Raw genomic sequence first — 25732 nt, 5'->3', positions numbered from 1 at the left:
TTTATAAAGCTGCATAGAATTCGATCCCCCCTAGCCCCCCTTATAAAGGGGGGAACCAGAAAAACATATCAAAGTCCCCCAATTTATCGGGGGATTTAGGGGGATCTAGATATGTGTAACTTCACATTAAATTGGTATTAGAAGGTTGCTGCAAGTAGGGCGTGATGAACATTTAACGCTAATTAGTGCCGACATTCTGACTGAAAATTCTGCAATGTAAGTTTTCTCGTAACATTCAACATTTATTCTTCTGTAATTTGCACTCCAAAATGCAAATCTACCAAGGGCGATAATGCCTAATGGTACAATAACAGAAGCATGAAAGCGTGAATAAAAAACTCCTCATTTCTCCTCAAGAAGTCACGTCACTGTTAGCAGAGAAATCATCACAGACTGTGATTATCGATACGCGAAGTCAAGAAGATTATGATATTTCTCATATTTATCAAGCCATAAATATTAGAGATTTTTTCACCTATCTTTTAGAGAATTCCTCCCCAGCAGGATTAAAGGAATTGCAAGAGTATTTTGCAGAAATCATGAGCAAGGTAGGAATATCTGGTGCAGAACATTTAATTGTGTATGAAGATGCTTTAAATAAAGGTTATGGTCAATCTTGTCGAGCAGCTTTCTTACTGAAATATTTGGGTTGCGCTCAAGTATCTATTTTACATGGAGGATATAAAGCATGGCTCAAGGCAGGATTACCTACTACCGATGAAGTACCGAAGCGTGAAAGTAGCATATTTAGATTGCATCCCAATGCTGAGATAATGGTGACTACCACAGAGATGTTGCAAGCAATTGAGAATCCAGCAATTATTAAATTAGATGTGCGCGATCGCAACGAATGGCTTGGGTTGAGTTCTTCTCCTTACCATCCTGATTTTTGTCCCCGCAAAGGTAGAATCCCTAACTCTGTATGGTTAGAATGGCATCATCTGATGAATTCTGAATCAGAAATCCCTACGTTCCGATCGCCAGATGAAATCCGAGAAATTTGTCAGTCAGTAGGTATTACTTCAAAGTCAATTGTGTACATTTACTGCTTTAAGGGTTCAAGGGCTGCGAATACATTAATAGCCCTTGAAGAGGCAGGAATTTCTGCTAGAAATTATTTTGGCTCTTGGAATGAATGGTCTCGTGATTTTTCACTCCCAATTGATAGCAGAGTCATACAATAAGGGTATAAACTTGACTCCTGAATTTTGAATTATTCTTCAATCAGACATCAACATTTATCTGTTCTATTTGTCTCGCGGCTTTATCCCAAAGCTTTGCTGAAGTCTCATCTTGCCAATGAGTTCTCAGATTTTCCGCTTTTTTGTGACATATTCGTTCTAACATTTCTAATATTGCGGATAATGTCAGTTGATTAATTAATGATTCTAAAATCTCCATATATTCTTTTTGCATGATATTTACCTCCTTAATGTCATTCAATATATGCCAACAAAACCCACTTGCTCTTAACCTTTGCATTAAGATTTGTTGCAAAATGGTACTAATATTCTGTCAGCTTATATATGCAGTTTAACCTATTCTGAATACTCAATTTTGAAAATTTATTTTTAATAGATGAAAAAACTGTTTAATTGAAATATTTGCTCACAACTTTCTCAAATTTTGTATCTAACTTAAAAATAGGGTTGGATAAATAAAAAGTATGAGTTGTCATCTGATGGGCTATATTCTACCGGAGGCGGAGCTTCTTTGGCTTTGCTCCTGATTCCTGAATTATGTTCGATAAAAAATTCCTTCGGTACTATGGATGCAAAGTGAAGCAGATGTGGCTATGTTTTGCGCAGTACAACACAAAAGTCTGATGTCTACTTCCAAACTAGAGAAACTGTCAATCTTTACTATCTAGCTTGTGCAGACATCATCTAGAAAGTTATGGATAAGTTTGCTATTTTAAAGTGAAAATCTTTTCTAAATATCTGAAAACTTGGCAAAAGTTTGCGAAATGATGAAATGGACATTGGAAAAGGCAGAGGTAGAGAGGGGAAAGACCTACTGCAATTTCTCCCCTGCTCACCTCATCTCCACTATTCCCCAGTGCCTATTTACTAGAATGCGACTTTTCCGGCATGACTATATTAGTATGGCTTGCCTTGCCATTTTTGCCGTTAGTATTCCCGTTACCATTGCGGGGCTGGATGACACCATAACCGCCGTGGTTACGTTCGTAAATTACATTAATCTCTCCAGTTTCAGAATTATGGAACATATAAAAGTCGTGTCCCACGAGTTGCAGTTGTTCTAGAGCTTCTGCAACAGTCATCGGTGGCATAGAAAAATATTTGGTGCGGACGACTTCGTTGGGCAATTCGGCGGTGCGATCGCCAATTAAATCTGTTACTATCGACTCTGGAATAACCACTTCTGTTGGTTGAGCATGAGTTTTGTGGTCTTGACGCCGTTCTTTATATTTCCGCAGTTGACGCGCAATTTTATCTGCAACTAAGTCAATGCTGGCATATAGGCTCTCGCTGCTTTCCTCGGCACGAATAACGCTACCATTAGCATAAATAGTTACTTCAGCCGCTTGTCTTGGATTAATTCGGGGATTCCGGGCGACGCTAAGATGCACATCTACTTCATTTGTAATGCTTTGAAAGTGACTAACTGCTTTTTCAATTTTTTGATGTACATACTCACGAATCGCATCGGTGATTTCAATATTTTTGCCGTGGATGACAAGCTTCATGTAATACTCTCCCGCTGAATATTTTAGATGTGTGAATTTGCTTTGTATGAAAAGAAATTGCGGTAAGGTTTATTACTCCCGCCAAAACAAATTGTGAACTATATTGTATCTACTGCTGTTAAGCTATCTCTCAGGTTGCTGCATCTAAGGAATTGTCAAGTATACCCTTGATTTACCTCCTCATCTCTGCGCTGATGTCTTATTGTATATCCAATTAGCACTCAAGAGTTGAGAAAATCTAATTGTAGCTCCTATGACTACCTTTTCCTTTAAAGGAATGCTTACAGAACTGTTGATATTTGCTCCTTCGGTGTTGGATTGAGGTTTGCTTGCTGTTGTTCAAGAGTACAAGGTTCTGTGGAAGTTTGATTCTGTTTGAAATGCAAACAATGATATTAAAGTCATCAGCCAGTACATTCTTCCTTATTGTCTTGGCATAATGCTTATTGCAGAGAATTCCTCCTAAAACCTATTGAGGTTAATATTCAAGCTAGCACTTTGTTTTTTCTAATGCATCTTCCCTTGACTTTCCTTTAAAATCCTTTGCAAAGCTTGACAATTTTTGATTCTCATTAGGTAACTTGAAATATATTTAGTTCTTTATACGGTTGAATTTTGGGATGATCCATAGTATTAGATCGCAAAAAAACATTTGTTTGCTGTATAATCAAGGATTAATGCCTTACTTAGAAGCTCATGGATGGCAGCGATCGCTTCTAAGTGATCGCATTCATGACCCAAGTCTAGATGACGTGTTAATTTTGCTAGAACATCCACCTGTCTACACTTTGGGACAAGGAAGCAACTCAGACTTTCTCAAATTTGATATTGACAAAGGTCAGTATGATGTGCATCGAGTTGAACGAGGCGGCGAAGTTACTTACCATTGTCCCGGTCAACTGGTGGGCTATGCAATTTTAAATCTGCAACGTTATCGTAAAGACCTCCATTGGTACTTACGCCAACTCGAAGAAGTAATAATTCGCGTATTGGCAATTTATGGATTGCAAGGAGAAAGAATACCGGCTTTTACTGGCGTTTGGTTGCAAGGGCGAAAAGTTGCGGCTATTGGTATTAAAGTCAGCCGTTGGATTACTATGCACGGCTTTGCGTTAAATGTTTGTCCAGACATGACAGGCTTTGAGCGCATTGTACCCTGCGGTATTTCTGACAAACCTGTAGGCAGTTTAGCCGAATGGATTCCAGGTATCACCTGCCAAGAAGTGCGTTTTTACATAGCACAATCTTTTGCGGAAGTTTTTGGCGTGGAATTAATAGAATCTCAGCCTCAAGGGTTTTTCCTATCTGAGTAAATTCCGCTTGTAATATGTAATAAATACTATAGCAGTCCTATTTAAATTATGAGACACTTATGAGAGTATAGCAGTCCTAAATCATTTGTGAAATATTTTTGGAGTTGGCTGTCATTGATCATTGGTCATTGGTGATTAAAAAAAGGACAAATGACAAATGATTTAAAATTTTAAATTGGTATAACTGATTATTTATAGACTTCTATACTAACTTTTTACGGCACTCAAGCACAACTTTGCGCGTGAATTACTCAAATAATCTCCAGCTATATGCCCCATCGATAACATCTCTCAGAGAACGTGATTGGACAGCTTTGATAGAACTATTTGATAGAGACGACGGTGATGAAATTGAAGCCGACATCAGCGGTAATTTATTTTGGTTAATACCTGAACCTTGTTGGGAAGACGATCCCTTTGATTTTTTGCGTGAGTACCTTTAAAGAGTGATGAGTGATGAGTAATGAGTGATGAGTGATGAGTTCAAAAGAAGCCTTTAATTTATAACTCCTAACTCCTAACTCCTAACTATCTAACGTTGAGGCGACTTAGGAAAATACGTAGGCGATCGCTTTGGGGATTGGTCAGCACTTCATAGGCTGGGCCTTGTTCTGTGACAATACCTTTGTCTAAAAATATCACTTGATGGGCTACTTCTTTTGCAAATTGCATTTCATGGGTGACAACCACCATTGTCATGCCTTCTGTGGCTAATTGTTGCATCACTTGCAGAACTTCACCGACGAGTTCGGGATCTAGAGCGCTGGTGGGTTCGTCAAATAGCATGATTTGGGGATTCATACATAAACTACGAGCGATCGCTACTCGTTGCTTTTCTCCGCCAGAAAGTTGTTCGGGATAAGCAGAGGCTTTGTCAGATAAACCAACTTTTTCTAAATATAATCTCGCTAGTTGGGCGCTTTCTTTTGGTGTTTTACCCAAGACTTTACGCGGTGCGAGTGTCATATTTTCTAAGACGCTGAGATGGGGAAACAGGTTGAACTGTTGAAAAACCATGCCTACTTGTGTTCGTAGTTGCCGCAGTTGGCTATAGTTGACAGTGGGTCGGGATAAGTTAATTCCGTTGATAATTAAACGCCCTTTGTCAATGGTTTCTAGGCGGTTGAAGCAACGTAGTAGGGTACTTTTACCACAGCCGGAGGAACCGATAACTGCAACAACTTCTCCTCGGTTGATTTCGCCGGTGATTCCCTTGAGGACTTTTAGGGAACCAAAGTTTTTTTCAATATTCTCAAAAATAATCGCAGGGATGGTATTATCCATTACTTATGTCAAGCTGCTCTACAGTTGATTGTAATATTTTAAGAAACCGCAAAGGCACATAAGGAGAGAAAACAATATGGCTAAAGTTGGTTTTATGCGTTGGCTGTATTTATGTGTCTTCGTAGGTCTTAGCTGTTTGTTACTGGCTGGCTGTGCTGTGAACTCTAGCGCGGGGAAAACTTTGCGGGTTGCTACAGAACCGGCGTTTCCACCTTTTGAGTTTCAAGGAAAAGGTGGCGAGTTGCAGGGATTTTCCATTGATTTGATGAATGCGATCGCTTCTTCTGCTAACTTGAAAGTGAATTTTCAAAGTCTGCCTTTTGATGGCATTATCCCCGCTTTACAAGCTAAAACGGTAGATGCGGCTATTAGTTCGATTACGATTACTGAGGAGAGGGCAAAAACGGTTTCTTTTTCCCGTCCTTATTTTAAGGCTGGGTTAGCGATCGCAATTCGCGCAGACAATCAAGATATTACTGGTTTTGACAGTCTCAAAAATAAAAAAATTGCAGTACAAATTGGCACAACCGGGGCTGCAAAAGCTAAAAGTATTCCTGGAGTACAAATTCGCAGTTTTGATTCTGCACCCGTAGCTTTGCAAGAATTGCTCAACAGTAATGTAGATGCGGTAATTAATGATGCACCTGTGACTTTATATGCAATTAATACAGGCAATCTTCAGGGAATTAAAGTAGTACAGAAATTGCTGACGGAAGAGTTTTATGGAATTGCTACAGCTAAAAACTCGCCAAATTTGACATTGATAAATAATGGCTTGGATAGAGTCCTAAAAAATGGCACTTATTCTCAAATTTACCAGAAATGGTTTAAAGTTGAACCACCATCACTACCAGCTAAATCACCATTTGAGAATCAAACTAACGCTGGCGCATCTAAAATATTAACTTCAATTAGGGTGATATTGCAGGCTTTTCCAAGTCTATTGCAGGGTGCATTGGTAACGTTGCAATTGACAATACTTTCGGTAGTATTTGGTTTAATTGGCGGTTCCTTGATTGGTATTGTTCGCCTTTCTCATATTGCACCTGTGCGTTGGTTAGCGAGGGCGTATGTAGATTTTTTTCGAGGAACACCTTTGCTATTGCAAATTTTTATGATTTACTTTGGTTTACCAGCAATTTTACAAGAACTTGGTTTGACATTTTCTTTCGATCGTCTCAGTGCTGGGGTAATTGCCTTAAGTTTGAATAGCGCTGCATACATTGCCGAAGTTGTTCGTGCTGGAATTCAATCAATTGAACCAGGACAAGCAGAAGCAGCAAAATCATTAGGTTTGAGTTCTGTGCAAACTATGAGTTATGTAATTTTTCCCCAAGCTTTCCGGCGGATGATTCCACCTTTGGGCAATGAGTTTATCAGTTTATTGAAAGATACTAGCTTAGTTTCTGTGATTGGGTTTGAAGAATTACTACGTAAAGGACAGCTAATTGTTGCTGATAACTATCGCGCTTTTGAAATTTACGCAGGTGTAGCAGTGGTTTATTTGTGTTTGACGCTACTTTCTTCCCAAGCATTTAGCCGATTAGAAGCTTGGATGAATCCCATCAAGCGCTAAGAGACTTTCAAAAATAATTTCTCAAAATCCAGAGAATGATAATCAATATGCTTGGAAAGCTAATTTTTTGGGATAGGTAGCAGTTGGGGATTAAAATCCTTAAGAGAAAATCCAACTTAATAAAATGTGTTCAAATATACCTTTTTTCAAGATAATTCTAATCCATTGTTTAATTTAACTTAATACTTTGCTACAAATCCAATAAAAAAGTTATGTAACATCAATCAGATAACAGTATTGTTATCATGGACTTGTAATCATTAAGAAATGTAAATAGTAACTATAACCGTAAGTCAATTTAACTTAATGATTTTGTGCTTGCTATTTCAGGGCTGAGTATGCCAGTACAATTTTGTTGCAATGAAAACTCAGTGAATAGGTTTGAACTATTCAATGCAAGTCTAGTTTCGGCTGCATTGTAACAGTTCACCTTGGCAGCCAAAAATTAAAAACTTTTCATTAGAGGAGAAGCAAATGAGAAATTTGAAAGCAATCATAGACAAATCCTCATTGACTAGTGAAGTACCGGCATCATTTGTGGTGTTTCTTGTCGCCCTTCCTCTTTGCATGGGTATTGCGATCGCTTCGGGACTTCCGCCATCTCGCGGCATAGTTACAGGAATAGTAGGCGGAATTATTGTTGGTGCGGTTTCCGGTTCTCCACTGCTAGTTAGTGGCCCAGCAGCAGGGCTGGCGGTGGTTGTTGCAGAAATAGTTCAACAATATGGCATTGAAATGGTTGGGCCAATTCTGCTGCTAGCGGGTTTAATCCAATTACTCGCAGGTATATTTAAACTTGGTCAGTTGTTTCGCGCCATGTCACCGGCTGTCATCTATGGAATGCTTGCAGGTATTGGGATATTAATCTTCGCTTCCCAATTTCATGTGATGTTAGACGACCAACCGCGGATACACGGCATTGAAAATTTAATTTCGATTCCCAACACGATTTACAAAGCTTTCTTTTCTATTGATGGTAGCGTTCATCACCTTGCAGCACTCATAGGTGTAACAACTATTATCAGTCTTCTGCTGTGGGAAAAATTTAAACCCAATAGTTTAAAGTTGATACCTGGCGCGCTTGTCGGCGTTGTCATTGCCACCTTCATCGCTACAGTGTGTAGATTACCAATTCAGTATGTTGATGTACCTGGAAATCTGGCACAAGCAATTCAATTACCAACATTTGCCAGCTTACCACGCTTAATTCAGGCACCAGTTTTGCTAGATGCGATCGCGATCGCATTCATTGCTAGTACAGAAAGTTTGCTTTCAGCCGTAGCAGTAGATCGATTGCATACCGGGACAAGAACCGATTTCGATCGCGAATTAACAGCCCAAGGAATTGGCAACGTTATATGTGGGTTCTTGGGTGCTTTGCCGATGACAGGAGTGATCGCCCGCAGTTCTGTAAACGTAGAAGCTGGTGCTAAAACTAGATTATCGACGATGCTTCACGGTTTATGGCTGTTAATTTTAGTAATTGCAGCCCCAACCTTGCTCAAAATAATTCCCATTTCTAGTTTGGCAGCAATTCTAGTTGTTACTGGTTACAAACTAATCGAAGTAGAACATATTCGCCAGTTAAAAAAGTATGGACGTTTTCCTTTAGTAATATTTGCTGCCACTTTAATCGGGATTGTTGTTACTGACCTAATCACAGGTGTTTTAATTGGTATTTTGTTGACAGGAGTTTTACTAATTCACAAAATGTCTGTACTGAATATCCAAGTTATTAAACACGAAGATAATCAGCGAATAGACATTTATTTACAAGGTGCGGCAACATTTGTGAGGCTACCAAAATTGGCGAACATTTTAGAACTTGTGCCTCCAGGAAGTGAATTGCATGTTTATATGCAAGACTTGGCTTATATAGATCACTCTTGTCTAGATTTACTATCGGTGTGGGGAAAACAACAGGAAAAAATGGGAAGCACTTTAACTATGCAATGGGATCGTCTGATAGATCGTAATCGCAAACCATTTACTCTGTAGAATTCCAGCTAGATTGAATTTGCTTCACGGTAGGGTATCACAGCTGTGCTACTCTACCCAATACTTGTCGGGTTTTGGGGAAAAGGGGAAAGAAAAAACCTTTAACCTTTACCCTTTAACCTTTTCCCCAAACTCAATGCCAAGTTAAAAATGCTTAACCGAGCAGTATTGCTACTCTACCTATTGTTTGTATTCTATGTAATCAGCCAGGGGTTAAAATAGGTTTTATATAGAGAATTTGGATTGAGTTGCACCTGAATTAACCGAAAATATATGACAATTCTCAACGCTCGTAATTTATCTTTAGAAGAAGTTCAGCGTTTATTTGGCTTTCAAGAACAGTACAGTGACTCATTTTCTAACTACTTATCTTTGGAACCTCTCCTCGAAGTTGAACAACAAGAACTTCTGCAAATTAGAAATGACTTTCGACGCTACCTGACAGCCGGTAAAGTTTCTGAAGGTCAGGTAAAGTTTCTTGCAGTTGCGCCTTTACTAAGATTAGCTGGTTTTTATCGCTATCCGATCGAGATTGTTTTGGAAGAGAATATTGCTGATATTGAAGTTGAAGATGAAGATATAAAAATTAAAGGAAGGTTTGATATCTTAGCTGTTAATAAAGCTAAAACTACAAAACCTCAAACATATTTTTGGGTACTATTAATTGAATCTAAAAATTGTCAAGTTGATATATCAACAGGTTTGCCTCAACTGCTTACTTATGCTTATAAAAATTTAGATAATCAAAAATCAGTTTGGGGATTAACGACTAATGGTAGAAGTTATCAGTTTGTCTATCTCGAACAAGGAAATCCCCCTATTTATTATCTGTTGCCAGAATTAAATTTAATGGAAAGAGAGCGTTCAAGTCAGTTACTACAAGTTTTAAAAGCAATTTGTCAACTTTAAAAGCATTGATAATTAAGACAACATACAAGCCAAGATAAAAATTTATGAGTCAAGCCATACCCAAACTAGTAAGCTTTGAAGATTTTGCAGCTTGGCGACCCGAAGGCGGGAGATACGAATTACATAATGGTGCGATTGTTGAAATGCCCCAACCAACTGGCGAACATGAAGATGTTGTTGGCTTTATCGCTAGAAAACTAACAGTAGAATTTGACCGATTAAATTTACCTTATAGAATTCCTAAAACTGCGCTGATAAAACCTGTTAATTCGATATCAGCCTACTCTCCAGATGTGTTGATATTAAATCGTCTTAATTTAGTAAATGAGCCGCTATGGAAAAAAGAATCAACTGTATCATATCCGGCATCAATTCCTTTGGTAGTTGAGGTAGTTAGTACTAATTGGGATGATGACTATTACACAAAACAAGGTAAGTATGAAGGTATTGGAATTCCTGAATACTGGGTTGTAGATTATCTCGGTTTAGGCGCTAAAAAGTTCACTGGCAAACCCAAACAGCCTACTATGTCTATTTATCAATTAATCGATGGTGAATACCAAGTTACTCAATTTAGAGGTACAGATCGCATAGTCTCGCCTACTTTCCCAGAATTGAATTTAACCGCCGAACAGATTTTTCAAGCTGGAGATATCCCAAGTTGTTAAATTTATCGAGAAAGCTTTTTATAAGTTATCTAATTACGAATTACGAATTAGTATGAGACTAGCTTGGGATGAATGGAAAGCAAGGGATAAATCACGCTTTGAGCAAAGTATAGTGTTTTTAGCTGATTTGCTTGAGAACTAACGCCCTAAGTGCGATCGCCATACACTTGACTAAAGCTACGATCGGGATTAATCTCAATCACCATATCAACCACTGTTGCATCTCTTAACAACGGCGTGATAAATAATTCCGGGTGCAGCGATCGCCAAAAGTAATTGACAAATTGCTCTATCTCTGTATTGCTCATTCCCGATTTCCCCGCAGCAATCATCTGTTGTTCCGCCTGTTTGCGCCACTCCAAAGAACAGCGGTAATCAGTGGGATACAGCACAATTAAACTGTCTAATCGCTCCCACAATGGTAAATAATCGTGGAGGCGAAGATTCATCTCACGGGCAAATGCTCTATCTTCATCTGTGACAATTGGTGGTGGCGCAGTATCAAATAAATCAGGGTCGATTGGTCGCACACCCACAAACCAACCTTCAAATAGTACAATATCTACATCCGTAACCATTTCTGGATTAGTGCGATCGCCAGCACCTCCATAAGCTGATTTATCAAAGCGGGGAAGTATTACCGGGCTTTGCAACTCACGGATTTGATCTAGTACATTTAAGCCTAAGTCTATATCGTGAGTTCCCGGTGGGCCACGCCAAATGAAGCGGGGATCTTGTTGTGTTAAAGCCAAGCGATCACTGTAAGTTTTATACAAGTCATCCAAAGATAAACTCACAGTCCTGTATCCCAAATGATCGAGAATCAAAATGAGAATTTTGGACATTGTGGTTTTACCAGTACCTTGTCCTCCCAATATTCCTTGAATCAGGGGGCGTCCTAACTGTTGGCGCTGCGATGCTAGTTTGATCCCCAAGGGCAGCCACAAGTCCCACAATACCTGTAACATTTCCTGGGGTTGTACTTGGAGAGTCGCTTGACAGAATTCGCTAAAAGCTGGAAAGACAGATTTTAGTAAATGCGATCGCCTTTCGAGCATTTCATCAACATTTTCCGGCGCGATCCCAAAAGCTTTAGCCCTTAACCGATCTGCCAGTGCTGCTTCTCTTGCTTCCTGCTTCCAAGTTTCCCCCAGCCCATTGGTTGCCAAAACACTCAGCCACAAATTCATAAATTCTCCATCTGACTACGATCCCAGCTTAAAAGCTTCGAGAAACAGGCTGTAGATGAAACCAACTTTGAGGAGATTTAGTGAGTCTATCAAGAGCGATCGCCTTTCCAAAAAGCTGCGACTATAAAATATTCTGCTAGTAATTTCTGTCAACAGTACCAAAAAACCAGCTACCACAATATCCAATACACCTTCTTGTCCAGCTGTAGTGGAAACTGCGTTTCCCAGAAAAAAACCTAACAACAAACTAATTATCAGCAACGATAGTCGTCGCCAAGGATTTAAAAACCATTGCCCAAAGCGTGTAGCAATGGCATCGAACAAGTTATTGAGACGAGTATTTTGCATTAAAGGGACTTCTGGGAAAAGTCAAGATATCTTGAAATATATCTATATTAAGGTAAGGAGGATATTGGTTTTAGTATCAGCTTGTTTGTTAATATTAAAGATATCTACTGGAATTCCAGTATTTATTCAAATTTGACTATTCTATCATCTTCTTCAGAAATACAGTTTCTTAGAGGATGTTTGGAAACAATAAATATTTAGTTCAATCCTCACGCGCAAGCCTGAAAAAATGGGAAAATTATTCAAAATTCCCCTTTTTAAAGGAAGCTAGTTCGTTAAGCGCGTTTGCTGACTTGTATTCATGTATGGAAGTAAGCTCCTCGTAGGGTCTCCCAACAGGAGAATAAACTTGCGTAGATTTAGAAAGGAGGATCTTTAAGCACTGACGTTTAGCAAAGGACGCCTTGTTGAGGCTGCTAACGGTTTCAGGAAACTTTTATTTTTTTTATAGAAATGAATTGGTTTAATAGGTATAAAATTATCTTGTTTTTATCCATACTTACGGTCAAAGACCAAAGTAATGGATGTCTGGATCTCTTGTTTTTCATACATCAAAGAGATTATATCCTTCAAATATTTTCTAATCAAAATGATATTTATCATACATTCCTCTTCCTAATTTGAGGAAAGTCTATATTCGGCTATTTTGTGTGATTGCCTTTTGGGATAATAGGCTACTATTTGGTCAAGCCTAGACAAAATATTTATTTCTTTATTTCTAAATAACTATCAATATGAAATCTTCAGTGTATCGTAACGTCGGTATTACAGCTTTGTGCTTGGGACTGCTTGTTGCTCTGGTGGGATGCTTTGGACTGAGCGTATCCTTTGAGTCCACCAACCCAGATACAAACCCAGATACATCTTCACAACTGCCAACAGAAACCCAAGAGTGGCATACAACTTCGGTTGTACCTGAAAAAAGTATTTCCACTAGCTTATCTACTCCAATACCTACCCCAACCAATCGAGTAGAACATAGCAGTAAAGAGAATACTTATCCTGTCTTGGCAGAGCGCGATAAATCAACAAGCATTGCCAAGGATCGAGGTACTTTGCGAATGAGCAATCAAACAAATCAGCCTGTGCGGCTGGTTCTACTGGCACGAGAGTCTGTAGCAAAAGAAGCTAGTAAAAAACAAACTCACTACGATGTACCGGCACATTGGGATTTTGCTCCCGAAGAAGGTAGTGAGAAAGGACTGGTTCTATCCCTACCTCAGAATAATCTAAAGCTGGAAAAGGGAGATGTTTTAGTTGCTTTTGCACAAGATGGTTCCCGTCGTTACTGGGGCCCTTATATTATTGGCGAAACTCAATTACCTAAGTGGAATTCCCAAAATAGAGAATGGCAACTTGTGCTGAGTCAATAGACTTATTGCAGAAGTGCTTTTTGCACTCTTGGAGGAAAAGGTTTTGGTTAAAGGGAAAGGGGACAATACAGAACCTTTTCCCCTTACCCTTTTCCCACAATGCCAAGAAGTCCAATAAATATCTTCAAACCTTTATTTTTACATCCTTACCCTACAGTTGGTAAAGTGTTAAGTAATGGATAGAGGAAAATTGTTGAATTAAAAACTCCGAAGAACAAAAGATAGATAACCAACGACTATTGATTAGTGATTGTTGACTATTGACTAAATGAGAATGAAATTGAGTGTTAAGCACACTGTTGATCGGTGGTTCAACAAAATAGCAAAAAATCCAGCCTTGAGTCTAACTGTGTCGATTTTGTGGTTGATAGTGGTTGGTTGGGTGGCTTTTGGGTGGAATTTGGGCAACATTGGCTTAATTGATGAGACAGAGCCGCTTTTTGCCGAAGCTTCTCGCCAGATGTACGTTACAGGTGATTGGATTACCCCATTTTTCAATGGTGACACTCGTTTCGATAAACCTGCTTTAATTTACTGGTGTCAGGCGATCGCATATCATCTGATTGGCGTGAATGAATGGGCAGTACGCCTTCCTTCTGCGATCGCCGCATTCGGCTTAGTTTGTTTAGGTTTTTACACCATCCAGTGGTATTTGGCTAAACAAGACGAATTAGAGCAAGTTTCACGTCCGACTCGTCGCTACTTAACATCTTTTATCGCAGCAGCGTTGATGGCACTCAATCCCGAAACTATTATTTGGGCGAGAACGGGTGTCTCTGATATGCTGCTCACCGGATGTATGGCATCGGCTTTGTTATGTTTCTTTCTAGGGTACGCAGGGAAGGAAGGGACTGGGGACTGGGGACTGGGGATTAGGAAACTGGGAACAGAGGGCAGTGGACTGAGGAGTGAAGAGAAATTTTCCCAATCCCCAATCCCTAATCCCCAATCCCTATTCCCTAATAAGTGGTACTTAGCTTTTTATGTGCTGATTGCTGGTGCAATTTTGACCAAAGGGCCAGTGGGAATTGTTTTGCCGGGGCTAATTGTTGCCGCCTTTTTGCTTTACGTGGGTAAAATGCGAGAGGTGTTGCGAGAAATGCACCTTCTTGTAGGTACACTGATAATTCTCGCTTTGTCAGTGCCCTGGTATGCTTTAGTAATTTGGCGCAATGGTTGGAATTACATTAACTCCTTTTTTGGTTATCACAACCTGGAACGTTTTACAGAAGTAGTTAATGGTCACTCAGCACCTTGGTATTTTTACTTTGTAGTCGTGCTGTTGGGTTTTGCGCCATACTCAGTGTATTTACCAGCTTCTATAATCAAACTAAAATTTTGGCAACGATCGCATTGGCGATCTGTTGAACGTTTTCAGCAATTTGGTTTATTTGCCTGGTTCTGGTTTGCTAGCATCTTTGCCTTTTTTTGCATTGCTGTCACTAAACTCCCTAGCTACGTATTGCCTTTAATGCCAGCAGCAGCAATCCTGGTAGCCCTGTTGTGGAGCGACGTTTTTTCAGATACAAAGACACGGCAAACAATTCCTGTTTCCCCCTCTCCCACTTTGCCTATCTCCGCGTCTTTGCTGCGAATAAGTGGTTGGGTGAATGTAGTATTTTTATCAATTTTGGCAACAGCACTGCTCAACATCACCCACATATTAGGTACCGATCCAGCGATCAGTAACTTCCACGAACTAATTCAACAATCTGGTTTACCAGTAATCGCGGGTATAATTTGGCTAGTTTCTGCTGTTTTGGTTGCGGGTTTATTATTGAGTCGCCGCTGGAACTACATTATCGGTATTAATTTAATCGGGTTTGTGGCGTTTGTAATTTTTGTCTTAACGCCTGCTTCGTTTTTTATCGATCGGGAACGTCAATTACCCTTAAGGGAATTGTCTGCGGTCATTTTAGAAGCAAAACAACCAAACGAAGAATTGATTATGCTTGGCTTCAAAAAGCCGAGTGTGGTATTTTACAGCCACATCCACGTAAATTATTTAAAATTTCCCCAAGAGGCTGTAGAGCATATTAAAAACCAGGCTGCTAAAGGACTAAAACCTTCCTCAGTGCTACTGTTGGCCGAACAGAAAAAGTTTTTACAAATGGACTTACAGCCAGATGATTACAAGAATTTATCAACCAAGGGTGCTTATAACTTGGTTCGAGTTCCTTTTAAGAAAATGAAGAATCAAAAAATAGATATATCATAAATTTGTCATTAGTCATTAGTCATTAGTCATTAGTTATTGGTTATTCATAAAGGACGAAGGACAAATGACTAATGACAAAAAACCAACGCTCAATGACCCCATTAACATTTGCTATTGTAACCATTGACAGCTAAAGCTTGATTGATCTGGGTTAATAGGTCTTCCATTGATATCGATCGCGGTAATATTTGGGTAGCGATCGCACCAACAACAGTTTCTATCGATTCCACACTATTCTTCTTCTGCTTGTCAATTTCCCGATCGGCTACTCCATTCTGGAAACTGGTTTGTGAGCGATTTAATCGCTGATTTAGTACCAAAATTGGTGGCAACTTTAAAGGCGAATTTCCTAATGTTTTCAGTGCTTTGAGCACATCTTTGTGGATAGAGGTTTCTCCTAAACAAATTAGCAGTAAGTCAACGGTTTCGTGGCGAATCTGTTGCAACACTTCTGCCCAACAAGGACTCATCGCCGCTTTGAAGCCTGCTGTTTGCAGGTATTGAATTAAAGCTTGGAACCATTCAGATCCCCGTTGAGCAGTTTCACTACTAATTGAGCAATTTTTTTCTGTCCGATAACCCTTAGCTGGCTTACGTCTTACCTGGGGGAAATCCCGTAGCATTGTTAAATCCACTACTAAGATGTTGGGAGGGCAGCAAATACCAGAAGCAATTTCTAGTACTGATAGTAAAGCATCTGTTTTCTCGGTGCGACTGCTGTTATCTTTCGCAAATGGTGTTAGGTAAGGAAATACAGATAACCCTGGTATTTTAGAAGCGATTAGGGTAGTTGCAACATCGCAAGTAACCAGTGGTATAGCTGCTAAACGTGGATGTCCAATTAGTTGTTGCAAATAAATTTGAGCGGTGGTACTTTCGACATCTAGCAAAATCACATCAAATTGCCATACCCGCGCCAAAAGTTCTGCCTGATCTAGGTCATCTACTTCAATCACTCGGTGTTCTCGAAGTGAGGGGTGGGGATTAACCGATTCTAACTGGGGATTCACCAACCTGAGAATTCGCAGTGGGGTTTTTGTTGGGATAATTGCACTATTATTTAACCCTATCTGCAAAACTGCTTGTACAGTACATAATTTTTCGAGAACCGGTGCTAAGACCTGATGCTCTACTGGCAAACTTAAGAAACCATCGGCTCGGTTAGCAAATGCTTGCTCCTTTTCGGCTGCCGTTGCGGTGACAATTACAGATATATGACGGGTTGCGGTGTCAGATTTTAGTAAAGTCAGTACATCCCAGCCTGATAGCAGGGGTAGCAACGGATTCAAAAATATTGCTATTGGTTGCAAGCGCCGCGCTTTTTCAACTGCTTCTGTCCCCGATCGCGCAATCACTACCCGATATCCTAAACCTTTGAGTTGTTCGGTCAAATCTTCAATATATCGAGCTACTGCCTCGACTACCAAGACCAACCGTTGCGAACTCGCAAGATGATGCTGTATGGGCGTACTAACTTGCTGACGAGCGGCGGAGTTTTCCCGTGTTAATTGATATCGTGTCTCCTCGTCTTCTCTGATTCCCATATCTGGTTCCGAAAAGCCTGTTTTCGGGGGACTGGGTGGCAGAAGTAAGGTAAACTGGCTACCTTTACCTTCACGCGATAAGAAGCTGACATCTCCTCCGTGGAGGCGAGCCAAGGCGCGAGTTAATACTAGCCCCAAACCAGTGCCTTCAAATTGGCGGGTGAGGGGATTTTCTAGTTGTTGGAATTTTTGAAAGATTAAGTGTTGCTGGTGTTCGGGAATACCAATGCCTGTATCCCAAACTGTAAAGGCAATCCATCCTTCCCAACGACTTACCCGCAGCCCAATTTCGCCAGATATTTCGGTGAATTTAAAAGCGTTGGAAAGTAGGTGTACTAGCATCTGGCGTAAGCGCAATTCGTCTGCCACCATCTGATCTAAACCTAGTTCAATGGAAAGACAGAATTGAGGAGCAGATGAACGGGCATTTGCAGGTGGCGGGGTAGATGTCGCTTTGGTGGTTTGAGTGTGGATCGCTTTAGCTTCCGATAGGGCGCGATCGCACACAGCCTGAATTTTCACTGGAGTCAGCGTCAAATCCATTTGTCCCGTTTCCATCCGAGTCAAATCCAAAATGTCATTCACCACACTCATCAGGTGGCGTCCGCTTTGATGAATCAGCCCCGCATAACGGGCTTGACGTTCGTTGAGTTCTCCCAACTGCTGATCCACTAGCAAGCGCGATAATCCCAAAACGGCAGTTAGGGGAGTTTTGAGTTCATGACTAATACAAGCTAAAAACTCGTCTTTTAACCGATTTAGTTGAATTAAATCGGCATTCTTCGCTGCTAGTTCTTTACAAAGTTGCTGCTGTTCAGTGACATCAGTAGCTAAAACCAACCACAAATCAGTGCTGAGTGCAATTTCCTCTTGGGCATTGATCGCTTGAAATTCAGGACTATCTAAGGGAATTTTGGCAAACTGCCAGATTCGCTCTTGACCATTTTGCACTTCAACAACGCAAGTACAAGTACCCACTTGACTATCTAAATAGCATCGGCTGTATGCAGTATCATCTGATGCTTCTTGCTGAATTAGTGCTTCTTCACCACTATGCTCATTTTCCCTACCATTGGGATGAACCTTAATTGCTGGTTGGGTGGCATATTCTGCTATTTCGGAGCGTTTAGGGACAAGTATTGCCTCCACCTGTTGCCTAACTCCTTCTGGATCTTTTAAGCTTCCTAATTGCTGCCACCAGGCGGGATTTCGCGCTATCACCTCGCCAGTACCCGTTTGCAACATCAAAGCCCAAGGCAGTCTTTCTAGCAAGTGTACCAGTGGCTGGTGTTTTAATGACTTGGGTTCATTTGGCGCACCATCATACTCATGACGATGCTCGCTAGACTTTTGTAAGCCAGCCATCCGTTCCTGAGCCAGCGATCGCAACAGGCGCGAACTATCCAATAGCCCCAAATATCGACCCTCCGAGTCAATCAGCGCCCAATCTAAGTTTTGGGGTTTTTCGACATGTGAATCGCACCAGCGCAAGCTTAATCGCTCTACACGCTCCGAAGCTGATATTGTCTGTATTGGCTCAATTAGACCTTGACCCCAGGTAGAGAGCGATTGCTGTAAATTTAAATTTTTATCGTCACTTTGTGTTAATAATTTTGGGATTAAACGGGCAGAATACAGCAATCCGATGGGGCATTGCTGTTGATTCACTACTACCAAGCGATCGCACTGCTCTTGCTCAAAAATCTCCAACACCACTGCCAGAGAACTTGTTTGGGGGCAGCTAGGTACGGTTGCCTGAAAGTCATAAAGCGGGTAATCTAGCATTAACATAGGGATTTGGGGGTCATTCTTCCTGTGGAACCCTCCGGCATTTCCATCTGCCAGTTGATGGTCTTTTCGCCTGAAGTTATATCCTCTAAGAAGACTCATATAAGCAACTCTGGTTATTTCAACACCATTAAAACAACGGGATTTCCTCTAACGGACACGGGAATTGCGAACGAGTGCATTTTTCCAAGAGGCGACGTTTCTAATTTTTAACAACTAGCCAGCCTCCCCAGTGTCTTACTGGTATTTAAACTCCTCATCGATAGCGCGACGGCTAAAACAATTATGGCCCCAAAGATTCGCTTTAGAACCTTGAGGAATTATAATGATTTGGAATGCGACAATCCTTTAAGTTCGTTTAAGTATCTTATCAAGGAGCAAAATAAAAAAATCTATCTATTTGTATACATAGATATGTAAATCATGAGCTAATTACTGTGTCTTGCTATGCCGACGGATACCTCATCATCAAAGACCTACTAAGTTTTACCAGTTAGTTGCTCCACTAGAATGTTGAGTGCCTAGCACTATCTGCTTGCATAGAGCGTTATTTTGGGGTTAAATCAGTAGTTTACTGCACACGCAGTATTATCCCTACTAAGCGTTAGCCAAACTTATCAGCCCATGTTTATTGGTCAAGGCGATCGAGGAGATATATTCAAGAATAGATGTTATTACCGATATTGATTCTGCAATCTAATCTTAACAGATGCTTAAATAATCCAGTTAACTTAGCCAACCTAAAAGGTTTGAGTACGTGGGTGGGGCAATTGATAGACGCAATTATTGCCCAATTTTGCTATTTACCTGTTGCGGTAACAAGCTCTGGAACAATCAACACAATCAACTATTTACCAAATTGGCTGCTACTAAATCCAAGTAAGGCATACACTCTTCAGTACGTTTATGTATTTGCCAGTCAGATGCAAAAAAGCCAGCAGTATTTTCAGGAGATGACTCCGGCAGAAAGAGAAGCATTATTAAGACAGCTTAAAATAGATTATAGCGTGATTCTTATAGATTATTTTACTACAGACAAAACACTCAAAGATAAAATTGATAAATTTATCAATACTATATTTTATGCTAATATTCCTGTGCCCCAAATAATCGAAATTCACATGGATATAATTGAAGAATTTTCTAACCAGCTAAAATTAGAAGGTAGAAGCAATGAAACTTTACTTGATTACCGCCTAACCTTAATAGATATCTTAGCTCACCTGTGCGAAGTCTATAGGAATTCGATTTCTAGATAAAATAAATTAAATTTATTGCTCTGTGTTCAACTTGGAACAAGCTACAAACGTGAGTAACGATGCATGGAAAAATATTGTATTCCTCTATTTATGACTAGTTATTAAGTATATGAATAAAGCCAGAAAAACCTACGTTCTCAAGCTTTACGTAGCAGGTAACACTCCTAATTCAGTTAGGGCATTAAAAACACTCAAAGATATTTTAGAACAGGAGTTTGAAGGAGTTTATGCTTTAAAAGTGATCGATGTACTGAAAAGTCCGCAACTGGCGGAAGAAGATAAAATACTGGCCACACCAACATTATCTAAAATTTTGCCTCCACCTGTTCGCAAAATTATTGGGGATCTTTCAGATAGAGAAAGGGTGTTGATTGGATTGGATTTGCTCTATGAAGAACTGAGTGAAGAAGACTTTGAAGAGTAAATTTTTAATCATAAAAAATTAAGTCAAAACTTTAGTAATAAAAAAAACAGGTTTTAATCCCCTTTTGTGATCGAGCAATGAGTGAAAACGAGCAAGTAGAACCAAAACAACCACCGATAATTAGGGGTGTAGAAAAAATTCGGACGATGATCGAAGGGTTTGACGATATTAGTCATGGTGGTTTACCAATTGGTAGAACTACCTTGATTAGTGGTACATCCGGCACAGGTAAAACCTTATTCTCTCTTCAGTTTCTCTATAATGGTATCACCTACTTTGATGAACCAGGAGTATTTGTAACCTTTGAAGAATCACCGAGCGATATTATTAAAAATGCCAATATTTTTGGTTGGAACTTACCCCGCTTAATTGAAGAAGGCAAGTTGTTTATTCTTGATGCATCTCCCGATCCAGAAGGTCAAGATATCGTAGGAAATTTTGACCTTTCTGCACTCATTGAACGCTTGCAATATGCCATCCGCAAATATAAAGCTAAACGAGTTTCAATCGACTCAATAACAGCAGTATTTCAGCAGTATGAAGCGATGGGAGTTGTGCGACGCGAAATTTTTCGCCTGGTAGCACGTCTCAAACTACTGAGTGTCACCACTCTAATCACCACTGAACGTAGTGAAGAATATGGGCCTGTTGCCTCTTTTGGAGTGGAAGAATTTGTTTCCGATAATGTAGTAATTGTTCGCAACGCTTTAGAAGGAGAACGCCGCCGTCGCACAATTGAAATTCTCAAGTTGCGCGGCACAACTCACATGAAAGGCGAGTATCCCTTCACAATTACTAATGAAGGAGTTAACATCTTCCCACTTGGAGCAATGCGCTTGACTCAACGTTCTTCTAATGTCAGGGTATCTTCTGGTGTCAAAACTTTAGATGAAATGTGCGGTGGGGGTTTCTTTAAAGATTCAATTATTTTGGCGACAGGAGCTACAGGTACTGGTAAAACGCTGTTAGTAAGCAAATTTATTCAAGATGGCTGTCTCAATGGAGAACAGGCGATATTATTTGCTTATGAAGAGTCACGCGCCCAACTATCTCGTAATGCTTCCTCTTGGGGAATTGATTTTGAAGAATTAGAACATCAAGGTTTACTCAAAATAATTTGTACCTATCCTGAATCAACTGGTTTAGAAGACCACTTACAAATTATTAAATCAGAAATTGCTATTTTCAAACCTGCTCGAATCGCCATTGATTCTCTATCAGCACTAGCTAGAGGAGTTACGAATAATGCATTTCGGCAGTTTGTAATTGGTGTGACGGGTTATGCTAAACAAGAAGAAATTACTGGTTTTTTTACCAACACAACCGACCAATTTCTAGGAGCGCATTCGATTACTGACTCTCACATTTCCACGATTACCGATACAATTCTGATGTTACAGTACGTAGAAATTCGTGGAGAAATGTCGCGGGCAATTAACGTATTCAAAATGCGCGGATCTTGGCATGATAAAGGCATTCGTGAGTATAATATTACTGCTGATGGGCCCGAAATTAAAGATTCTTTCCGAAACTACGAACGGATTATCAGCGGTGCTCCTACTCGCGTTAATATCGATGAAAAGGCGGAACTTTCTCGCATTGTTAGACGTTTTGAAGATAAACAGAGTTCCGAACCCTAAATTTAGTATCGTAGTATATTCTTTCCTAAGTTTAGTATCGTGCTATATTCTGTGGTGAAGAAAGGTTTTCTGCCGCTAGATTGATTTTCGTGTGAGGGATGCGGTGAAAGGACAGCAATTATTTTATAGCTTCTTACCTGGTGTAACGGCAGCAGTTTTAACAACTCAGCCTGCTTGGGCTGGTACTGCGAAACTAACTGGCATACAACTGGCATCTTCTCCTAGTGTTTTGACTTCTACTTATGGTCAAGGCTTGGTTGTGGATACCATAAAAAATAGGCAACTGCCTAACAGTGCAAATGTTAGTGTTCCAACCCTAATACCTGCTTTGGGTTTTACTAAACTTAGTGTGAAACCTTTAAGTAATAACAGTATTCCCGTATTTACGGCTGAAAATACTGTTGTGCCAATAAAACAACTACTTAAGAAAGATAAAGGTAGATTTTTTAGTTTGACACCTACCTCTAATTCTTCCCAAGCTCAAAAGAACCAAAAACAGAGTAATTCGAGTGCTTCTGGGCAGAAATTAAAGAAGATACTAGTTCCCAACTATACTTCAAAACCCCTTTCTGTCCAAAAAGAAATTTTGTCCCTGTCTTCTGCACAGGAGCCAGTGGTTCAAAAGAAAAATACTGTTACTCAGTTGCAAACATTTTTACAAACTTCAGCCACAGGTGCAGGAGCAGCAAAACTTTTGTCAGCGCAGAGGTGTCCACAGGAGTTGAGCAAAAGTAAAACTGACTCCTTGGCTATGCTGCTAACCTCAAGCACCTGCTTACAACAAAATGCTATTGGTCGCTTGGCTCAGAGTAATACCACGATTCCGGCAGATTCGACGCCAATCACTGTGCCAGGAACTGCAACTCCTGTGCCGTCAGGGTCGGAGCAACCTTCTACTCTGCCAGGAACCGTAACTCCTGCACCGTCAGGGTCGGGGCAACCTTCTACTCTGCCAGGAACCGTAACTCCTGCACCGTCAGGGTCGGTGCAAATTCCAGAGAACCTGATTCCTAACTCAAATCCCCTGCAATTTCCCACCAAACCGGAGGAGGTGCAACTTCAAGGAAATCAGCCGATTACTTTGGCACAGGCTCTGGAATTGGCACGGCGTAACAATCGCGATCTACAGGTGTCCTTATTGGAGCTAGAACGCAATCGAGCGGCTCTACGCGAGGCACAAGCTGCTTTATTGCCCACTCTAGGACTGAGCACGGATCTGACTCGTAGTCAGTCTTCTAGCGGTCAACTTCAGAACGAATTAAACGGACCGTTTGCCGTTAACCAAGATCGACCCAGTACATCTTTTTCTGGTCAAGCACAACTTTCATATAACCTTTATACTTCTGGGAGAGTGCAAGCTAGCATCAGAGCGGCTGAAGAACAGGTACGCTACTATGAGCTTGCTGTAGAAACTCAGTCTGAGACAATCCGTTTGAATGTTGCCACAGACTACTACAATTTGCAACAAGCGGATGAACAAGTACGCATTAGTCAGTCGGCTGTGGTGAACTCTGAAGCTAGTTTGCGTGATGCAGAAGCTTTAGAGCGAGCTGGGGTTGGTACGCGGTTCGATGTGTTGCGATCGCAGGTGAATTTAGCAAATGCCCAACAAAATTTAACTAATGCTAGATCCCAGCAGTTGATTTCCCGTCGTCAATTAGCAACTCGGATAAGTTTGCCGCAAGGAATAAATATCAGTGCCGCTGACCCTGTACAATTAGCTGGTCTTTGGAACCCAACCCTAGAACAAAGTATTGTGTTGGCTTATCAAAATCGTCCCGAACTGCAACAGTTTTTGGCACAACGCAATACTAGTGAGCAACAGCGCAGACAGGCTCTTGCAGAACTGGGCCCCCAAGTTAGTTTGGTCGCCAGCTACGACCTGCTCGATCAGTTCAATGATAATGTCAGCGTTACTGATGGTTATTCATTCGGAGTTAGGGCAACTTTAAATTTGTTTGATGGCGGAGCAGCAAGAGCAAGAGCATCTCAACAGAGAGCTAATATTGCGATCGCAGAAACTCAATTTGCTGAACAGCGCAACCAAATTCGGTTTCAGGTAGAACAAGCTTATTCTACCCAGCAATCTAGTTTGGAGAATGTTCAAACCGCTAATACCGCTTTAGAACAAGCCAGGGAAGCTCTACGTCTAGCGCGTTTGCGATTCCAAGCTGGTGTAGGTACTCAAACTGATGTGATTAACTCTGAAAACGACCTCACACAAGCTGAAGGTAATCGAGTTACAGCAATTTTGGATTACAACCGCGCTTTAGCTCAGTTACAACGGTCTGTTACCCTCAGAGCATTCCGTTAATTAGCTGAAACTCAACTGAATCAGTATTTTTGACTGCTGTTGTGTTTTGTAATCCACTTTGCACCTTCTATCAGAGGATCGCAGATTCCAGTAACGTTTTTGATAAAAAGCTAGCTAAAAGCCTCATTTATTCAGTGTATTAACTGGAAAGATGAGGCTTTTTAGTCCAAAAAGCAATATTGTAAATTGTAATTTTTGAGAAATTCTTTAGCGATCGCTAAAGAATTACGCCAACAAAATCTGAAGGGAAAGAGTTGTTTCAATACTTGTCGGGTTTTGGGGAAAAGGGGAAAGAAAAAACCTTTAACCTTTTCCCCAAATCCAATTCCGAGTTAAAAATCCAAAACCCGAGCAGTATTGAGAGTTGTTTTTGTGAGATACAGCATATTCGGAGTTTATGAGGTACAGTAGCAGCAATTTGTAAACCAATTTTTTAGATGTTCAGGATTAATTGAAGTGCTATTTTAATTAAACCATCGACTCCAGATGCAGTCTTAGGAGAAAATTGTTTTAAGAACGCTTTTAACTGTGACCACCAATGTTCAATGGGGTTAAATTCCGGAGAATAAGGAGACAGGTACAGAGCATTTGCACCAACAGATTCAATTAAGGGTTTAATTTCTGCGACTTGATGTGCAGGAAGATTATCCATTACAACTACTGCACCAGTCCATAATTGTGGAAGCAAAAAGTGTAAGGGTAAAGACTTTATATGCATTTCCATCCATTGAACCATTTAAAGTCATGACAGCTAAAACTTTCTTTAAGCTGATTCCCCCGATTACACTTACTTTCGCCCCTCGATAATATGGTTTAAAATCATACACCCTACTGCCGCGATCGCTTCTGGCATAAGTCCGAGTTAAACCAAGTAAAACACCCATTTCATCAATAAAAACAAGGTCTTCTGGGTCTATGTGCTTTACCTTCTCCCAATACTCTATTCTCAGCCTTTGGACTCTTTCTGTTTTCGCTTGGCTACTGCGTAAAGTCTTTTTTTTCGTGTTTGTTTTTGTTTTTGTAATGCACAGCACATTACACTTGCACATACCCAAACGTTATATTTTTCTCCAAAATACTCGCAGTATTCTGATAAAGTTGCGTCTGGATGGCTTTTAACCATTTCGGCTAATTCGCTACCGTACTCATCCAATTTACCCTTTATTGTCCCACCTT

At 40.4% G+C, this 25732-nt stretch carries 22 protein-coding genes; 13 read left to right on the top strand and 9 right to left on the bottom strand.

Annotated elements, in window-relative coordinates:
- The first annotated feature begins 326 nt into the window (after positions 1 to 326).
- The gene (locus RMY32_RS29845) at positions 327 to 1184 is read left to right on the top strand and encodes a sulfurtransferase (protein ID WP_322708517.1); all 858 of its coding nucleotides are present in this window, start codon (positions 327 to 329) and stop codon (positions 1182 to 1184) included.
- Between the two features lie 40 nt (positions 1185 to 1224).
- Here RMY32_RS29845 and RMY32_RS29840 read toward each other — a convergent pair whose 3' ends face one another.
- Both RMY32_RS29840 and hpf read right to left on the bottom strand, forming a co-directional pair.
- Positions 1225 to 1416, bottom strand: coding sequence for a hypothetical protein (locus RMY32_RS29840; RefSeq protein ID WP_292860261.1), 192 nt, complete (start codon positions 1414 to 1416; stop codon positions 1225 to 1227).
- Positions 1417 to 2062: 646 nt separating this feature from the next.
- Positions 2063 to 2710, bottom strand: a complete 648-nt coding sequence (hpf, locus tag RMY32_RS29835; protein ID WP_322708516.1) for a ribosome hibernation-promoting factor, HPF/YfiA family — start codon at positions 2708 to 2710, stop codon at positions 2063 to 2065.
- A gap of 620 nt (positions 2711 to 3330) precedes the next feature.
- On the opposite strand from hpf, the gene lipB reads away from it, so the two are divergent.
- Both lipB and RMY32_RS29825 read left to right on the top strand, forming a co-directional pair.
- Positions 3331 to 4023: a lipoyl(octanoyl) transferase LipB gene (gene lipB / locus RMY32_RS29830; protein ID WP_322708515.1), complete on the top strand. Its 693-nt coding sequence runs from the start codon at positions 3331 to 3333 to the stop codon at positions 4021 to 4023.
- 242 nt (positions 4024 to 4265) lie between these two features.
- Positions 4266 to 4466, top strand: coding sequence for a hypothetical protein (locus tag RMY32_RS29825; protein ID WP_322708514.1), 201 nt, complete (start codon positions 4266 to 4268; stop codon positions 4464 to 4466).
- 85 nt (positions 4467 to 4551) lie between these two features.
- Here the strand turns inward: RMY32_RS29825 and RMY32_RS29820 are convergent, their stop codons facing one another.
- Entirely contained in the window at positions 4552 to 5307 is a 756-nt protein-coding gene (locus tag RMY32_RS29820; RefSeq protein WP_322692691.1) for an amino acid ABC transporter ATP-binding protein, read from the bottom strand.
- 76 nt (positions 5308 to 5383) lie between these two features.
- Between RMY32_RS29820 and RMY32_RS29815 the strand changes: the two genes are divergently transcribed.
- The 4 genes from RMY32_RS29815 to RMY32_RS29800 all read left to right on the top strand — a co-directional run bounded on the left by RMY32_RS29815 (position 5384) and on the right by RMY32_RS29800 (position 10458).
- Positions 5384 to 6883 carry an ABC transporter permease subunit gene (locus RMY32_RS29815; RefSeq protein ID WP_322708513.1) on the top strand — a complete coding sequence of 500 codons (1500 nt, stop codon included), beginning with the start codon at positions 5384 to 5386 and terminating at the stop codon, positions 6881 to 6883.
- Between the two features lie 474 nt (positions 6884 to 7357).
- A complete protein-coding gene (locus RMY32_RS29810; protein ID WP_322708512.1) occupies positions 7358 to 8881 on the top strand; it encodes a SulP family inorganic anion transporter in 1524 nt (507 codons plus the stop codon).
- 273 nt (positions 8882 to 9154) lie between these two features.
- Entirely contained in the window at positions 9155 to 9790 is a 636-nt protein-coding gene (locus RMY32_RS29805; RefSeq protein ID WP_322708511.1) for a restriction endonuclease subunit R, read from the top strand.
- A 44-nt stretch (positions 9791 to 9834) separates the two neighbouring features.
- Entirely contained in the window at positions 9835 to 10458 is a 624-nt protein-coding gene (locus RMY32_RS29800) for a Uma2 family endonuclease (protein WP_322708510.1), read from the top strand.
- A gap of 146 nt (positions 10459 to 10604) precedes the next feature.
- Here the strand turns inward: RMY32_RS29800 and RMY32_RS29795 are convergent, their stop codons facing one another.
- Both RMY32_RS29795 and RMY32_RS29790 read right to left on the bottom strand, forming a co-directional pair.
- Positions 10605 to 11648 (bottom strand): glycerate kinase, encoded by a 1044-nt coding sequence (locus RMY32_RS29795; RefSeq protein WP_322708509.1) that lies wholly within the window; start codon positions 11646 to 11648, stop codon positions 10605 to 10607.
- A 15-nt stretch (positions 11649 to 11663) separates the two neighbouring features.
- Positions 11664 to 11996 (bottom strand): DUF565 domain-containing protein, encoded by a 333-nt coding sequence (locus RMY32_RS29790; RefSeq protein WP_322708508.1) that lies wholly within the window; start codon positions 11994 to 11996, stop codon positions 11664 to 11666.
- Positions 11997 to 12730: 734 nt separating this feature from the next.
- On the opposite strand from RMY32_RS29790, the gene RMY32_RS29785 reads away from it, so the two are divergent.
- The gene (locus RMY32_RS29785) at positions 12731 to 13369 is read left to right on the top strand and encodes a hypothetical protein (RefSeq protein ID WP_322708507.1); all 639 of its coding nucleotides are present in this window, start codon (positions 12731 to 12733) and stop codon (positions 13367 to 13369) included.
- A 268-nt stretch (positions 13370 to 13637) separates the two neighbouring features.
- Complete coding sequence (locus RMY32_RS29780) at positions 13638 to 15587, top strand: glycosyltransferase family 39 protein (RefSeq protein WP_322708506.1); 1950 nt, start codon at positions 13638 to 13640, stop codon at positions 15585 to 15587.
- Positions 15588 to 15688: 101 nt separating this feature from the next.
- On the opposite strand, the gene RMY32_RS29775 is transcribed toward RMY32_RS29780, so the two are convergent.
- Entirely contained in the window at positions 15689 to 18922 is a 3234-nt protein-coding gene (locus tag RMY32_RS29775; RefSeq protein ID WP_322708518.1) for a hybrid sensor histidine kinase/response regulator, read from the bottom strand.
- Positions 18923 to 19587: 665 nt separating this feature from the next.
- Here RMY32_RS29775 and RMY32_RS29770 point away from each other — a divergent pair.
- From RMY32_RS29770 to RMY32_RS29755, 4 genes are all read left to right on the top strand, one after another.
- Positions 19588 to 20178, top strand: coding sequence for a KaiA family protein (locus tag RMY32_RS29770; protein ID WP_322708505.1), 591 nt, complete (start codon positions 19588 to 19590; stop codon positions 20176 to 20178).
- Between the two features lie 109 nt (positions 20179 to 20287).
- Positions 20288 to 20602, top strand: a complete 315-nt coding sequence (kaiB, locus tag RMY32_RS29765) for a circadian clock protein KaiB (protein WP_099099291.1) — start codon at positions 20288 to 20290, stop codon at positions 20600 to 20602.
- A 77-nt stretch (positions 20603 to 20679) separates the two neighbouring features.
- Positions 20680 to 22242, top strand: a complete 1563-nt coding sequence (gene kaiC, locus RMY32_RS29760) for a circadian clock protein KaiC (protein ID WP_322692682.1) — start codon at positions 20680 to 20682, stop codon at positions 22240 to 22242.
- A 103-nt stretch (positions 22243 to 22345) separates the two neighbouring features.
- Positions 22346 to 24556, top strand: a complete 2211-nt coding sequence (locus RMY32_RS29755) for a TolC family protein (RefSeq protein WP_322708504.1) — start codon at positions 22346 to 22348, stop codon at positions 24554 to 24556.
- A 433-nt stretch (positions 24557 to 24989) separates the two neighbouring features.
- Here the strand turns inward: RMY32_RS29755 and RMY32_RS29750 are convergent, their stop codons facing one another.
- From RMY32_RS29750 to RMY32_RS29740, 3 genes are all read right to left on the bottom strand, one after another.
- The gene (locus tag RMY32_RS29750; protein WP_322708503.1) at positions 24990 to 25208 is read right to left on the bottom strand and encodes a transposase; all 219 of its coding nucleotides are present in this window, start codon (positions 25206 to 25208) and stop codon (positions 24990 to 24992) included.
- Positions 25201 to 25605, bottom strand: coding sequence for a transposase (locus RMY32_RS29745; RefSeq protein WP_322708502.1), 405 nt, complete (start codon positions 25603 to 25605; stop codon positions 25201 to 25203). Before RMY32_RS29745 ends, RMY32_RS29750 begins: the two co-directional genes overlap by 8 nt.
- Positions 25503 to 25732: IS630 transposase-related protein (locus tag RMY32_RS29740; protein WP_322708501.1), on the bottom strand; the 230-nt coding region annotated here is incomplete at its 5' end. The genes RMY32_RS29740 and RMY32_RS29745, both read right to left, overlap by 103 nt.

The sequence above is a fragment of the Nostoc sp. ChiSLP03a genome (genome assembly GCF_034531215.2).
Taxonomy (GTDB): domain Bacteria; phylum Cyanobacteriota; class Cyanobacteriia; order Cyanobacteriales; family Nostocaceae; genus Nostoc.
The sequence above is the reverse complement of the archived record's forward strand: the minus strand, read 5'-3'. Positions and strand labels throughout refer to the sequence as shown.